General features: G+C 66.6%; 9 protein-coding genes. 6 read left to right on the top strand and 3 right to left on the bottom strand.

Features of this window, described 5'->3' with window-relative positions:
- Nucleotide 1: 1 nt before the first annotated feature.
- From M1D93_RS18220 to M1D93_RS18200, 5 genes are all read left to right on the top strand, one after another.
- Nucleotides 2–1,387: an FMN-binding glutamate synthase family protein gene (locus M1D93_RS18220; RefSeq protein ID WP_461172859.1), complete on the top strand. Its 1,386-nt coding sequence runs from the start codon at nucleotides 2–4 to the stop codon at nucleotides 1,385–1,387.
- Nucleotides 1,387–2,544 (top strand): FAD-dependent oxidoreductase, encoded by a 1,158-nt coding sequence (locus tag M1D93_RS18215; protein ID WP_461172858.1) that lies wholly within the window; start codon nucleotides 1,387–1,389, stop codon nucleotides 2,542–2,544. Before M1D93_RS18220 ends, M1D93_RS18215 begins: the two co-directional genes overlap by 1 nt.
- An 89-nt stretch (nucleotides 2,545–2,633) precedes the next feature.
- Nucleotides 2,634–3,887, top strand: a complete 1,254-nt coding sequence (locus M1D93_RS18210; RefSeq protein WP_461175061.1) for an allantoate amidohydrolase — start codon at nucleotides 2,634–2,636, stop codon at nucleotides 3,885–3,887.
- A gap of 78 nt (nucleotides 3,888–3,965) precedes the next feature.
- Complete coding sequence (locus M1D93_RS18205) at nucleotides 3,966–4,658, top strand: helix-turn-helix domain-containing protein (RefSeq protein ID WP_461172857.1); 693 nt, start codon at nucleotides 3,966–3,968, stop codon at nucleotides 4,656–4,658.
- 257 nt (nucleotides 4,659–4,915) lie between these two features.
- Nucleotides 4,916–6,205, top strand: a complete 1,290-nt coding sequence (locus M1D93_RS18200; protein ID WP_461172856.1) for an ammonium transporter — start codon at nucleotides 4,916–4,918, stop codon at nucleotides 6,203–6,205.
- 136 nt (nucleotides 6,206–6,341) lie between these two features.
- Here M1D93_RS18200 and M1D93_RS18195 read toward each other — a convergent pair whose 3' ends face one another.
- Both M1D93_RS18195 and M1D93_RS18190 read right to left on the bottom strand, forming a co-directional pair.
- Entirely contained in the window at nucleotides 6,342–7,361 is a 1,020-nt protein-coding gene (locus M1D93_RS18195) for a family 43 glycosylhydrolase (RefSeq protein WP_461172855.1), read from the bottom strand.
- A gap of 67 nt (nucleotides 7,362–7,428) precedes the next feature.
- Entirely contained in the window at nucleotides 7,429–10,974 is a 3,546-nt protein-coding gene (locus tag M1D93_RS18190; protein WP_461172854.1) for a DEAD/DEAH box helicase, read from the bottom strand.
- Between the two features lie 313 nt (nucleotides 10,975–11,287).
- Between M1D93_RS18190 and M1D93_RS18185 the strand changes: the two genes are divergently transcribed.
- Nucleotides 11,288–12,376: a LacI family DNA-binding transcriptional regulator gene (locus M1D93_RS18185; protein WP_461172853.1), complete on the top strand. Its 1,089-nt coding sequence runs from the start codon at nucleotides 11,288–11,290 to the stop codon at nucleotides 12,374–12,376.
- A gap of 10 nt (nucleotides 12,377–12,386) precedes the next feature.
- Here M1D93_RS18185 and M1D93_RS18180 read toward each other — a convergent pair whose 3' ends face one another.
- Nucleotides 12,387–13,229 (bottom strand): sugar phosphate isomerase/epimerase family protein, encoded by an 843-nt coding sequence (locus M1D93_RS18180; protein WP_461172852.1) that lies wholly within the window; start codon nucleotides 13,227–13,229, stop codon nucleotides 12,387–12,389.
- Between the last annotated feature and the right edge of the window lie 2 nt (nucleotides 13,230–13,231).

The following is a 13,231-nucleotide window of genomic DNA, read 5'->3' as shown; positions in this document are numbered from 1 at the left end:
CATGACCATCACCTCCGTACCGGTCCCCACTGAAGCGCCCGCGCAGAACGCCGCGCCCCAAAACATCGCCGAATTGGGCCTGCGCGAGTCCGCCACCTTCGACCGCGCCACCATCGCCGACATCCAACGCGCCGCCGCCACCGGCATCTACGACATCCGCGGCTGGGGCGCCAAACGCAAGGTTCCGCACTTCGATGACCTGCTCTTCCTCGGCGCCTCCATGTCCCGCTACCCGCTGGAGGGCTACCGCGAAAAGTGCGATACCGACGTCGTCCTCGGCGACCGGCACGCCACCCGCCCGCTGCACCTGCAGACCCCGGTAACCATCGCCGGCATGAGCTTCGGTGCCCTGTCCGCCAACGCCAAGGAGGCGCTGGGCCGCGGCGCCTCCGAAGTGGGCACCTCCACCACCACGGGCGACGGCGGCATGACGCCCGAGGAGCGCGGCCAGTCCAAGCACCTCGTGTACCAGTACCTTCCCTCCCGCTACGGCATGAACCCCGATGACCTGCGCAAGGCGGACGCGATCGAGATCGTGCTGGGCCAGGGTGCCAAGCCCGGCGGCGGCGGAATGCTGCTGGGCCAGAAGATCACCGAACGTGTCGCCGGGATGCGCACCCTCCCGGTGGGCATCGACCAGCGCTCCGCCAGCCGCCACCCGGACTGGACCGGCCCGGACGACCTGGAAATCAAGATCGGCGAACTGCGCGAAATCACCGACTGGAAAACGCCCATCTATGTCAAGATCGGCGCCTCCCGCCCGTACTACGACACGGCCCTGGCGGTGAAGTCCGGCGCCGACGTCGTCGTGGTGGACGGCATGCAGGGAGGCACCGCCGCTACACAGCAGGTGTTCATCGAAAACGTCGGCATCCCCACCCTCGCCGCGATCCCGCAGGCCGTCCAGGCACTGCAGGAACTCGGTGTGCACCGGAAGGTCCAGCTCATCGTCTCCGGCGGCATCCGCACCGGAGCCGACGTCGCCAAGGCCATGGCACTGGGCGCGGACGCGGTGGCCATCGGCACGGCCGCGCTGATCGCCCTCGGGGACAACGATCCCCGCTACGCCGCCGAATACTCCGCGCTGGGCTCCGCCGCCGGGTTCTACGACGACTTCCAGGACGGCCGCGACCCCGCCGGGATCACCACCCAGGACCCGGAGCTCTCTTCCAGGCTGGACCCGGTAGCTGCGGGCAAGCGCCTGGCCAACTACCTCCGCGTGCTGACGATGGAGGCCCAGACCATTGCCCGGGCCTGCGGAAAATCGCACCTGCACAACCTGGAACCCGAAGACCTGGTGGCGCTGACCATCGAAGCCTCGGCCATGGCCCGGGTGCCGCTGGCGGGCACCAGTTGGATTCCGGGCGCGGGCCAGGGAAGCTTCTGATGCCTGACCCTCTTTCGGATCCGTCGGACTATGTGGTGGTGGGCGCCGGGCTGGCCGGCGCCGCCACTGCCTGGCAGCTCGCGGCTCGGGGCCACCAGGTCAGCCTCCTGGAACGCAGCACCCCGGCCGCGCACGACGGCAGTTCCCACGGCTCCGCCAGGATCTTCCGCTATGCCTATCCGGACGCCTTCTACACACGGGCAGTGCTGGAATCCAAAAAGCTGTGGGACGGGCTCGCCCTGGCCAGCGGTACTGACCTGATCACTCCTTTCGGCGCCGTGGACTACGGCCCGGACCGCAACCCCCGGCTGCTGGCATCCGTGCTTTCCGGCGAAGGCATCGAGCACGAACTCCTGTCCGCTTCCGAAGCCCGGGCACGTTGGCCGCAGATCGCCTTTGACACCGAGGTCCTGTGGCATCCCGGCGCCGGAGTTATCGACGCCGAAAGTGCTGTCAACGCCATGGTGGCCCTCGCCGTCGAGAAGGGCGCCGTATTGCTGACCGGCTGGGAGCTGAACCGCGTGGAGCGAACGCGCGCAGGTTACCGTCTGCACTCCGGCACCGGGGAAACGGTCGACGCCGGAAACGTGGTCATCAGCGCGGGCGGCTGGCTGCCCGAACTGCTGGGGCAGCTGTCCCTTCCGTCGGGCTTCGTGGCCGGGCTTCCGGAGATCACCGTCCGGCAGGAGCAGGCGTTCCACTTCAAGTACCGGGATCCGGAAAGTGCCAGCCAGTGGCCTACGTTCATCCATAAAGCCGGGGACATTCAGGCCTACGGGCTTCCCGGCGGACGGGACGCGGGCTTTGCGGGCCAGAAGGTAGCGGAGTACAACGGCGGCAGGCTTATACCTTCCGCGGCGAAGCAAACCGGTGAAGTGGACCCGGCCAACCGCCGTCGGGTGGTGGACTACGTGCAGCGTTACCTCCCCGGACTGGACCCCGAACCGTACGCCGAAACCACCTGTCTCTTCACCAACACGCCCCATGAAGATTTCCTCATCGACCGCATCGGCAACCTCACGGTCGTGTCGCCCTGCTCGGGACACGGCGCCAAGTTCGCGCCGCTCATCGGCCAGTGGGCCGCGGACCTGGCCACCGGCACCGCCACCGTCCCGGAACGCTTCCGGTCGGCGACGGTATCTGCCGGCAGCCGCTGAACACACCCTCCACGCACCAACCCGACTAAGGAATTTCCGTGACCGCTTCGCTGCCTCCCGCCACCCTGGCGCTCCAGAGAACCCCTGCCGTGCCCGCCGCCACAGAGCCTGCAGCGGCCTCGGTGAGCAGCCTGCTGGGGGAAATTTCCGGCGTCGGAAGGGACCGGACCCGCGGAGGCTACTCGCGGCCGGTGTTCTCCGGCGCCGAAACGGAGCTGCGCAGCTGGTTTGTCGAGCAGGCGGGCCGGCGGGGACTGGACGTCCACACTGACAACAACGGAATCATCTGGGCCTGGTGGGACACCGCTACCGGCATCCGGAAGGACGCCGTGGTCACCGGCAGCCACCTCGACTCCGTCCCCGGCGGCGGTGGGTACGACGGGCCGCTGGGGATCGCATCGGCGCTGATCGCCGTCGACCTCCTGAAAGCCCGCCGGTTCCGGCCCCGGCGGCCCCTTGCCATTGCCGTCTTCCCCGAAGAGGAAGGCTCGCGTTTTGGGGTGGCGTGCCTCGGTTCCCGCCTTCTCACCGGGGAGCTTGACCCGGACAAGGCGCGCCGGCTCAAGGACCCGGACGGCAACACCTACGCCGACGTCGCCGCGGCGAACGGCCAGGACCCCCGGCTGATCGGCGCGGATTACAAAACCCTCCAGCAGCTCGGCCTCTTCGTCGAACTGCATGTCGAGCAGGGCCGGGGACTGATTGATCTGCACGAGCCAGTGGGCATCGGGTCCTCGATCCTGGGCCACGGCCGGTGGAAACTGACCATTTCCGGCGAGGGAAACCACGCCGGCACCACCCTGATGAAGCACCGCAAGGACCCCATGATCGCGGCGGCCAAGGTCATGGTGGGAATCCGGGACACGGCGCGGAAGTACCGTGACGCCAGGGCCACCGTGGGCCGGCTGCAGCCGGTACCAGGGGGGACCAACGTGATCGCCTCCCGGGTGGATCTGTGGATTGACGTCAGGCACCCGGACGACTCCGTCACGGCCGCGCTGGTGGAAGCCATCGGGCTGAACGCCCAGCTGATGGCAGCAGAAGAGGGGTGCACGTCCAGCCTCGCCATGGAATCTCTCAGCCCTACTGTGCATTTCGACGGCGGGCTGCGGGACCGGCTGCAGGCCCTTCTGCCGGCTGCGCCTGTCCTGGACACCGGGGCAGGGCACGACGCCGGCGTCCTTAGTTCCCGGATCCCCACTGCGATGCTGTTTGTCCGCAACCCCACCGGCGTCTCGCACTCGCCCGATGAGCTGGTGGAGGACTGGGACGCGGAGACGGGCGCCGTGGCGCTCGCGGACTCGCTGGCCGGGCTGCTGGGCGAGGCGCGGGTTGTCGGATAGGCCGCGGGCTACGGCGTCGTCGCTTCACGGGCCGGACGGCCCGCGGCAGCCGAAGCGGCCGCACCTATGATGGCTCCTATGACCAATCATGCGCCGGAGGGAACGGACCCGGGGGACGCCGCAGCGGACGATGCCCAGGTGAGCGCCGCCGTCGGAACGCCCTCGGGAGCCGGAACCAGCGCCGGTGAATCGCCGGACGAGGCAGCCGTTCCGGGGAAACTGGAGCAGGTCATTGCCCGGCAGGTCCGGCACTACCGCACCGCCAGCGGTCTGTCCTCCGCGGAGCTTGCTGCCCGTACTGGCCTGTCCAAGGCCATGATCTCAAGGATCGAAACGGCCACCACCTCCTGTTCACTCACCACGCTGCAGAGGCTGTCCGACGGCCTCAAGATCCCCGTCACCGCGCTGTTCCGGGGCGCAGACACGGACAGGGATGCTACGTTCACGAAAAGCGGCGAGGGGAGCCTGACCGTCCGGAGCGGCACCCAGCACGGCCACGAGTACCGGGTCCTGGGAACCCTCAAGGGCCGGACGGACGCGCTGGAACCCACCCTGGTGACGCTGACCGATGCCTCGGATGTCTTTCCCCTGTTCCAGCACCCGGGAACGGAATTCATCTACATGCTGTCCGGGAAAATGGTGTACGGCCACGGTTCCTACGAGTACGCCATGGAACCGGGGGATTCGCTGCTGCTGGACGGCGAGGGCCCGCATGGCCCCCTGGAGCTGCTCGACCTGCCCATCAAGTTCCTGGCCGTCTCCGCCAAGTAGTTCCGCCCGGGCCTCCTTGCCCCCGGCCCCGTGCCTCGTGCCACCTGGAATCAGCGTGACGCCTGAAACTCGCGGGTGGATGAACGAAACCATCATTTAACACACCGGAAACCCACCCCACAACGGCGGCCATACAGTTGGAATTAGACGGCAATAGCTGCCCTCCGATGAACGTGGTACTGACTCCGCGTCCCTCCTCCGGAGTGGCTCCAACGGGCGATTTCCGTTCTCTCTTCGCATCACGAAAGGGGTTTCCCATGGATTCGGGAAATGTCGCTTGGATTCTGGCCAGTTCCGCGCTGGTTTGTATGATGATCCCCGCCCTTGCCTTGTTTTACGGGGGAATGGTGGGGTCGCGCCGCATTTTGAACATGATGATGATGTGCTTCGGCGGAGCCAGCCTGGTGGCCGTCCTCTGGGCGCTCTTTGGTTACTCACTGGCCTTTGGGAACTCGGTGGGCGGCCTGGGGCTCATCGGGGACGTCACCGAGTTCCCTGGTATGGGGCAGCTGCTCGCCGCAGATGAGGACGCTTCCATCCCCGTGGCCCTCTTCGCCGCGTTCCAGCTGTTCTTCGCCTGCGTCACCACTGCCCTGGTTGCCGGGGCAGCAGCCGGGCGGATGAAGTTCGGCGCCTGGATGCTGTTCGCGGGCATTTGGGCCACCATCGTCTACTTCCCCATCGCGCACTGGGTGTTCGCCTTCTCCTCCGCTGACGGCAGCGTCACCGGCGGCTGGATCGCGAGCGGCATCAAGGCCATCGACTTCGCCGGTGGCACCGCTGTTCACATGAACGCCGGGGCCGCTGCCCTGGCTTTGGCGCTCGTCCTGGGCAAGAGCTCCGGCTGGCCCAAAGTGGAACACGCAAAGCCACACAGCCGGCCGCTGGTGCTTATCGGCGCCGGGCTGCTGTGGGTGGGCTGGTTCGGGTTCAACGCCGGCTCCGCGCTCTCTGCCGGCCAGTCGGCGTCGGTGGTTTTCCTCAACACTGCTGTTGCTGCCGCGGCGGGCCTCCTCGCCTGGGCACTCGTTGAGCGTTTCCGCCGTGGGGCAGCCTCAAGCATGGGCGCCGCGTCCGGCCTGATCTCGGCACTGGTCGCCATCACGCCCGCCTGCGGTGCAGTCAGCCCCCTCGGCGCCGTGGCCATCGGCGCCATTGCCGGGGCCGTCTGCTCCCTGGCCATCGAACTGAAGTTCCGCCTGGGCTACGACGATTCGCTCGACGTCGTAGGCGTCCACCTGGTGGGCGGCATCCTCGGCACCCTGCTGATCGGCCTGTTTGCCACCGACGCCGCACCCAACGCCGTCAACGGACTGTTCTATGGCGGCGGCGTTGAACTCCTGGGCGTCCAGGCCCTCGCAACCGTCACTGTGCTGGCGTACTCTTTCGGCGTCACCTGGGTCCTGGCGAAGATCCTGGACAAGACAATCGGCCTGCGCATCCATCCGGAGGACGAGATGCGGGGCATCGACCTCGCCGCCCACTCCGAGCTGGCGTACCTGACGGACGAAGATCCGGTGGAGCTCGGTTCCCCGCAGCGAACCTAGCGGGTATTGAGGATTTCCGGGTGGAGCGCCCGGAATACGAGTCAGGCAGAGGGCCAAACCCTGGACCGGTGCCGGCAGCAGCCGGCTTATAGTTCCAGGGTTTGGCCCTTTGTCATGGCCCAAAGGATTCCTGGAGTCAGGGCTCGGTACAGACCAGGTTGCCGCCACTGACTTCCAGGACAGCCGCCCGGACGTGGCTGAGGCGGGTCCTGGGGTCAGGTGCCATGGTGTCGATGTCTTCGCCGCCCCAATGCGGGTGGGTGAAGTAGACCAGCAGGGCGCGTTCCGTCCCGTCTTCCCAGGCTGCTAGCGGAACCACGTCCGCATGGCGTCCGACGACGGGCCTTCCGTCCACGTGCTCCGGTTGCGTCAGGATGAGCCCGCCCAGGTGTTCCTGCCGGATCCAGTGGCCAGCCGCGTTTTCCGAGCGGTAGATGACCTGGCCGCGCCATTCGTCAACGATCATCCAGTAGGTTCCCTCGAGCTGGAAAACCTTCGGCCCTTCATGCGGGCGGCCGGGGATGGTGAGTCCTTCAAGGACCCACGACGACGGGTCCTGCGGCCTGTCGCTGACGGCGCTGTACGTGTTGGAGCCGCGGGCTTCGTCCTTGTACCAGAGGCGGTACCGGCCGTCTCCGCAAACGGCGACGGCGGCGTCAATGACCCGCGGGGAATCCAGATCGACTGCGCCAAGGTACTCCCAGGTCTCCAGATCGCGGCTGGCGAACTGGACGATGGAAGCTGTGCCGGTCCAGTCCGTCCGCACTCCGCCAAGCACCGTCAGGTACATGATCCACTGGTCACCGATGCGTACGACGTCGGGAGCCCAGAGAGTAGCGGGCAGTTCCGTTTCCGGAGGGACCAGTCCCTCCACGGTGCCTTGGTACGTCCAGTTCCGTCCGCCGTCGGAGGACCTCGCAACACCGATCCCCGTGCCATGCACCCACTCGACGCCGGTCAGCCCCGGTGCCGTGGCACGCCGCTGGGTGTAGAACAGCACCCACTCGCCGGTGAGGTGGTCCGGAACCAGGACCGGGTCGGTGGGCCCGTCCCAGACGGGGTCGCGGTAAGGAGTCGTAAAGGCGTCCGCACGCAGGGGCGTGAGGGCGTTTATTTGCTGTTGTGGCACACGCTTCTCCAACGTTGTAATCTTCACGTCGTGTCCAGCATATGCGGTAGGGGATGAAGCGCTAACGCCACAGCGCTCGGCAAATCTCCTGGCGCTACTCCTGGAACAGCCCTGCCAGGTCTTCGGCGGTAATGGCGCCACCGGCCAGGGCGTCGCCTTCCATCACGTCGGCGAACAACTGCGACTTGCGGGCCTTGAGCGCCATGACCTTCTCCTCGATGGTGTCCTTGGCGACGAGCCGGTAAACCATCACGTTCCGCGCTTGCCCGATCCGGTGGGTGCGGTCCACCGCCTGCGCCTCGGAAGCCGGGTTCCACCAGGGATCCAGCAGGAACACGTAATCGGCCTCGGTGAGGTTCAACCCAAACCCGCCGGCCTTCAGCGAAATCAGGAACACCGGCGCGCTGCCGTTCTTGAACTCGCTGACCACGTCGGCACGGTTGCGGGTGCCGCCGTCGAGGTAGCAGTACTCGATCTTCTCCTCGTCCAGCCGCTCCCGGACCTTCCCCAGGAACCCGGTGAACTGGCTGAAGATCAGGGCCCGGTGGCCTTCCGCCACCAGGTCCTCAAGCTGCTCGAACAGCACGTCCAGCTTGCTCGAGCGGACCGACGACAGCGCGGGATCCACCAGCGAGGCGTCGAGGCTGAGCTGCCGCAGCAGGGTCAGCGACTGGAAGATGGTGAAGCGGTTCTTGTTGACATCCTCGATCAGCCCCAGGATCTTCTGCCGTTCGCGCTGCAGGTGGGTCTGGTACACCTTCTGGTGCCGGGGGTTCAACACCACTTCCAGGATCTGCTCCTGCTTCGGCGGGAGGTCCTTGATGACCTGGTCCTTGGTACGGCGCATCATCAGCGGACGGACCCGACGGCGGAGCTTGTCCAGTTGCCCCTTGTCGCCGTTTTTCTCCACCGGCTTCTGGTAGTACTCGGCGAAACGCTTGGGACTGGAAAACAGCCCCGGGGCAACGATGGACGTCAGCGCCCAGAATTCCATGAGGTTGTTTTCCAGCGGTGTGCCCGTGATGGCGAGTTTGAAGGCCGCCGGCAGTTTGCGGGCGCACTGGTACGCCTTGGACTGGTGGTTTTTCACAAACTGGGCCTCGTCCAGCACTAGGCCGGACCACTCGCGTGAGGCGTAGGCGTCGTAGTCGATGCGGAACAGGGCGTAGGAGGTGATCACGATGTCGGCCCCGGCCAGTGCCGCAGCCACGTCCTGCCCGCTCTTTCCGAACGTCTCACCGACGGCCTGGACCTTCAAACCGGGAGCGAACCGCGCCGCTTCCAGGGCCCAGTTGCCCACAACGCTGGTGGGGGCAACCACCAAAAAGGGAGCGACGGCGTCGGGCTGGCCTGCTGCTGCGCCAGCCTCGGCGGGGCTATTTCCGGCGGGGCCGGCGCCGTCGGACGCGGTGCTGCTTCCAGCACCGGCCAGAGCCAGTTCCTTTGCCGCGCACATCAGGGCGAGGGCCTGCACAGTCTTGCCCAGGCCCATGTCATCCGCAAGGATCCCGCCAAGGCTGTGCCGGTACAGGAAGGTGAGCCAGTTGAAGCCCTCCAGCTGGTAGGGGCGCAGCTCCGCGTTCAGGGTGGCGGGCAGCGGCAGGCCGTCCACGCCGCCCTCGAGCAGGCCGCCAACAGCCGAGCGCCAGGCCGCAGCCTGCTCGTCCACGATCCCCAGCTGGGCCAGCTCGTCCCACAGTCCTGCCTGGAAGCGGCTGATCTGCAGGGGCGCGTCCTTGTTGTCCTGCAGGGAGCGGGCTTCCTCGATCAGCGCCCGCAGCTGGTGCAGTTCGGGCAGGTCCAGGGAGAAGTAGGCGCCGCTGGGCAGCAGCATCCTGGTTTGCCCTGCGGCAAGCGCGGAGAACACCGCGGCGAAGGACACCGGCTGGCCCTCGAGGGAGATCTGGATGCCGAGGTCAAACCAGTCGCGCTGCTCAGTGGCTTTGGTGGAGATGGAAACCACCGGCGCTTCCTCAGCCTCGCGGTAGTCGGCGATGTCGCCCACGGTGTCCACGTCGACGTCGGGGGCCTGACGCAGGCGCGGCAACACTTCCTCGGTAAACGCGAGCGTGTCCAGGCCCTTCAGCTCCACGGATGCCGCGAGCCGGGGAGTGCCCCAGCCGCCGGTGGCGGATTCACCCAGTGCGGGCACCACGTCCCACGGCTGGCCGATGCTCTCAAGGATCCGGGCTTCGGCGGTGTCGTCGCGGTAGCCATGGTCGCCGGGGTGGCGCCACAGCGGCTGGGCGGTGACCAGGTTTCCGGTCTTGTAGTGCCATTCCCAGTGCAGCCGCACCCGGTGGTCCGCGCCGTAGTTCGCCAGCAGGGAGAGTGTGGGAACAGCCAGGGTGGGGAGCTCAACGGACTCGTCGCGGGCAGTGACCCGGGCCGTTTGCTTGAGTTTGGGGTAGAAGCCGGTGAGGAAGCGGGACTCGTCCTTGGCAGGAATGTGCAGCGTGCTGCCGGCAGTCACAAATGACAGCAGCTCCTCGCTCAGGCCGCTTTCCAGTGGCGCCAGCGTGATGACCGCGTCGCCGGCGGGAGCCTCGCCTACGCCGGGCAAGGCTTCGCCCGGCAAGGATCCCGGCGCCAGCGGCCCGCCGTCGGACGTGACAAAAATTCCGTGCGCCGGGCGGCCGATGGTCCCGATCGACGCCGGGTCCACCTCCACCCCCTCAACGGTGACCCTGGGCGCAAGCTCCAGCCCGCCGTCGGACGTTTGACGGGTGGCGGTGGTGCCCGGATCCGCAGCGGAAGGGTCAGTAACAGGGGAGCCGTAACGGCTCAGGTTAAGGCCGACGGCGGCGGGGGACTCCGCGAGCCGCACCGGCTCGGTGCCGCGCGAGTGGACCAGTGCCAGGCCGATCTTCCGGGCGTCGCCCAGCAGGCCCCAGAGGTTTTTTCCCGAGTAGGTGTTCAGGCCCAGCCAGAGGCCCGAGGAGTTGTGCATGCGGCTGGCCGCGGCGGAGTGCCCAGCCAGGAACTCCTGCATCCACTCCACATGCGACTCGTTGCACTCGCGGCGAAAATTCAGGTAGTTCAGGGTGTTCCAGGAGACGTCGCCGCGGATCCACTTGCCCTTGGCACCCATGATCACCGGGCGCGCCTTGAGCTGGCGGACGCTGCGGAGCGGATCGCGGCGTCCTGTGTAGGAGAAGTGCGGCGCAGGTTCCTCGATCTCGAACTGGAGCGCCAGGGGGACGCCGTTGCTCGAAGGAGCGGCACCGGGCTGGGAGATCAGCGGGCTGAGGGCGCGTTCCCAGTCGGAAACGGCACCGGATGGTTCGCGCGATACCTGGGTGGCGGTGGCCGGTGACAGCAGCTGGACACGGGTGGCGGGGTTGTCCTCTGCCGCGAAGAGCAGTGCCGCCACGTGCTTGCAGTCCTTCCGGACCGGGCAGCTGCACACGCCCACGGTGCAGCTCCAGCCGCCCCCCTTGCGGACCAGCTTGGCTGTGGTGGAATACGGCAGGTCAGCGCCGCCGCGGACCTTTCCCAGCATGAGGCCGGTGGCGGCGTCGAACGAGATTCCGGAGACGCGGCTTCCCATGGCATAGGCCAGCCCGGCCGCCAGGGACCGGTCGTTGATGGCGGGGGTCTGTATTGCCAGTGCCGCACTCTCGTCCGGTTGGGATGGCATGGTGCGCGCTACTTTCAGCAGGCCGCGGCGGGGCCGGGGCCGGTGGTTGGTTATCTGATCCATCTTAGTTCGCCCACGGGGGAGGGCGTGCCGCCGTTTCTTCGAGGGTGGAAGGCATGGCCGGGCGCGAGGCCGGTGGGACAGCAACGGCGGTGGCGTGCGCCTGCGCTGAACTGCAGCACGCCGCAGCCTGTTTTTTGGTACCGCTTGCCGAGCCGGACGCAGTGCGTAGACTTGAGACCGGGCTCACATTGATTACTTGAATATGTAGCCCCAGCCCCAAGGGCGTCAGCGCCCCGAATGAAAGGCCGAGATGAGTACTGACGCTTCACGGCGGCGCGACGTCACAGTGGCCGACGTCGCCAAGGCCGCACAGGTATCCAAAGCCCAGGCGGCACGTGCCCTGGGCAATTACGGTGCAGTCAGTGATGATGTAAGGGAGCGCGTGCTGGCCGCAGCGGAAGAGCTGAATTACCGGCCCAACGAACTTGCGCGGAGCATGAACACCGGGAAATCGAACACCATCGGCGTGGTGGTGGGTGACATCGAAAATCCGCACTTTGGCCTCGCCACCAGGGGAATCACGGACACTGCCAAGAAAAGCGGCTTCAACGTCATCCTGGTCAACACCGATGAGGACACCGCGGCCGAAGTGGATGCAGTGAAGGTGTTGCTGGACAAGCGTGTTGATGGCCTGATCGTCGCTCCGGCGTCGTCGGTTGATACCCGGCACCTGGAAGGTGTGCACAAGTCCGGGCGGCCGCTGGTACTCCTCGACCGCAAGGTGCCCGGGCTGGATGTGGAGACGGTGGCGGTGGAGATGGAAGGGATTTCCCATGAATCCACCAGCTACCTGATCCAGGAAGGGCACCGCCGGGTCGCCTTCATTTCCACCATCCGGACGGATGAGCCTTACTTTGCCGGTCTGCCCCTGGATTCCTCGCAGATCTCCGACCGCCGGGAGGGCATGAAGCGCGCCTTCGAAGAAGCGGGGCTTCCCCAACCGGAGGACCTGGTCCGCCTCAACGCAGGCGGCCCGGAATCCATCAAGAAGATCACCCGTGAGCTGCTGCAGCAGCCTGATCCTGCCACGGCGATCATCGCGTCCGACGGGCTGATCGGCCTCAGTGTGGTCGAGGCCATCCAGGACCTGGGTCTCTCGATTCCAGGCGATGTCTCGTTCCTGATGTACGACGACTTCGCCTGGACCCGCCTCACCGCCCCTCCGCTGACGGTCATTGCCCAGCCTGTCTACGAGATGGGTGTTGCGGCCGCCGAGGCCCTCATCAGCAAGATCCAAGGCAGGAAAGCGCCGGCTGCCACACCTGAATTCACTGCAACGCTGGTTAAGCGGGGATCCGTTGGTGCCCGGCCCGGCAGCGGTGGCATTGGGTTCAACTAGGGGAAATGTATTAACGCTGCGGGACACAGTCCCCGAAGGCGTCGAGGCACTTCTGGAAGGCGGCCCGGGGATCGATGGAGTACGAGCCGTCACCGAAAAGTTCGAAGGTGAACGATCCCCTGTACTCCTGCTGCCCAAATTCACGCAGGATCTCCGCCAGGTCCAGAGTGCCATCTCCCCAGGCCATGTGACCGGCGGGGGAGCCGTCGACCAGGTGTACATGGCGTACCTTCGCGCCGAAGGTCTTGCCGTAGTCACTGATCGCATCTCCTGCCACTGCCAATGCCACGGTGTCGATCACTACCCCGAGGTCAGGATGGCCGACGTCGTCCACCATGCGTTTCAGTGACGGCAGATCGGTGACCAGATTCGATTCGACCCGCTGCAGCGGTTCCAGTACGCAGGAGACGCCCATTTCTGAGGCCCGTTCGGTAATCGCCTGCAGGGCAAGGACGCTGCGCTCCCAGGCTGGCTCCAGCGGCTCGTCCTCATAGCCGCGGCCGGAGGTGAGGAACAACAGTGGGGATTCCAGGTCACTGCTTATTTCGGCTGCGCGGAGGAAAAGCTGCAGGCTGCCCTCCCGCAGCCAGTCCGCGCCCGACGCGATGTTGACGGGGTAGGCAACCTGCTCAGGCGTTAGGCATGCCACAGAAAGCTCACGCTCACGGAGCAGCTTCAGAACTTTCCTGACCTCGTTCCTGTCCGCGTTCGGGATGTGCAGGTGGGGCGCAACGCCCCACAGCTCCACCTTCCGGCGCCCCAGTTCCGCCATGTCGTTGAGGCAACGTTCAAGGGTGTGGTGCTGGTAGGCAAAATTGGAGCCGCAGATCTGGTCCCGGTCCAGGCTGCCCATCG

Source organism: Arthrobacter sp. Z1-9, from assembly GCF_054792695.1.
This window is presented reverse-complemented; position numbering and strand designations above follow the sequence as displayed.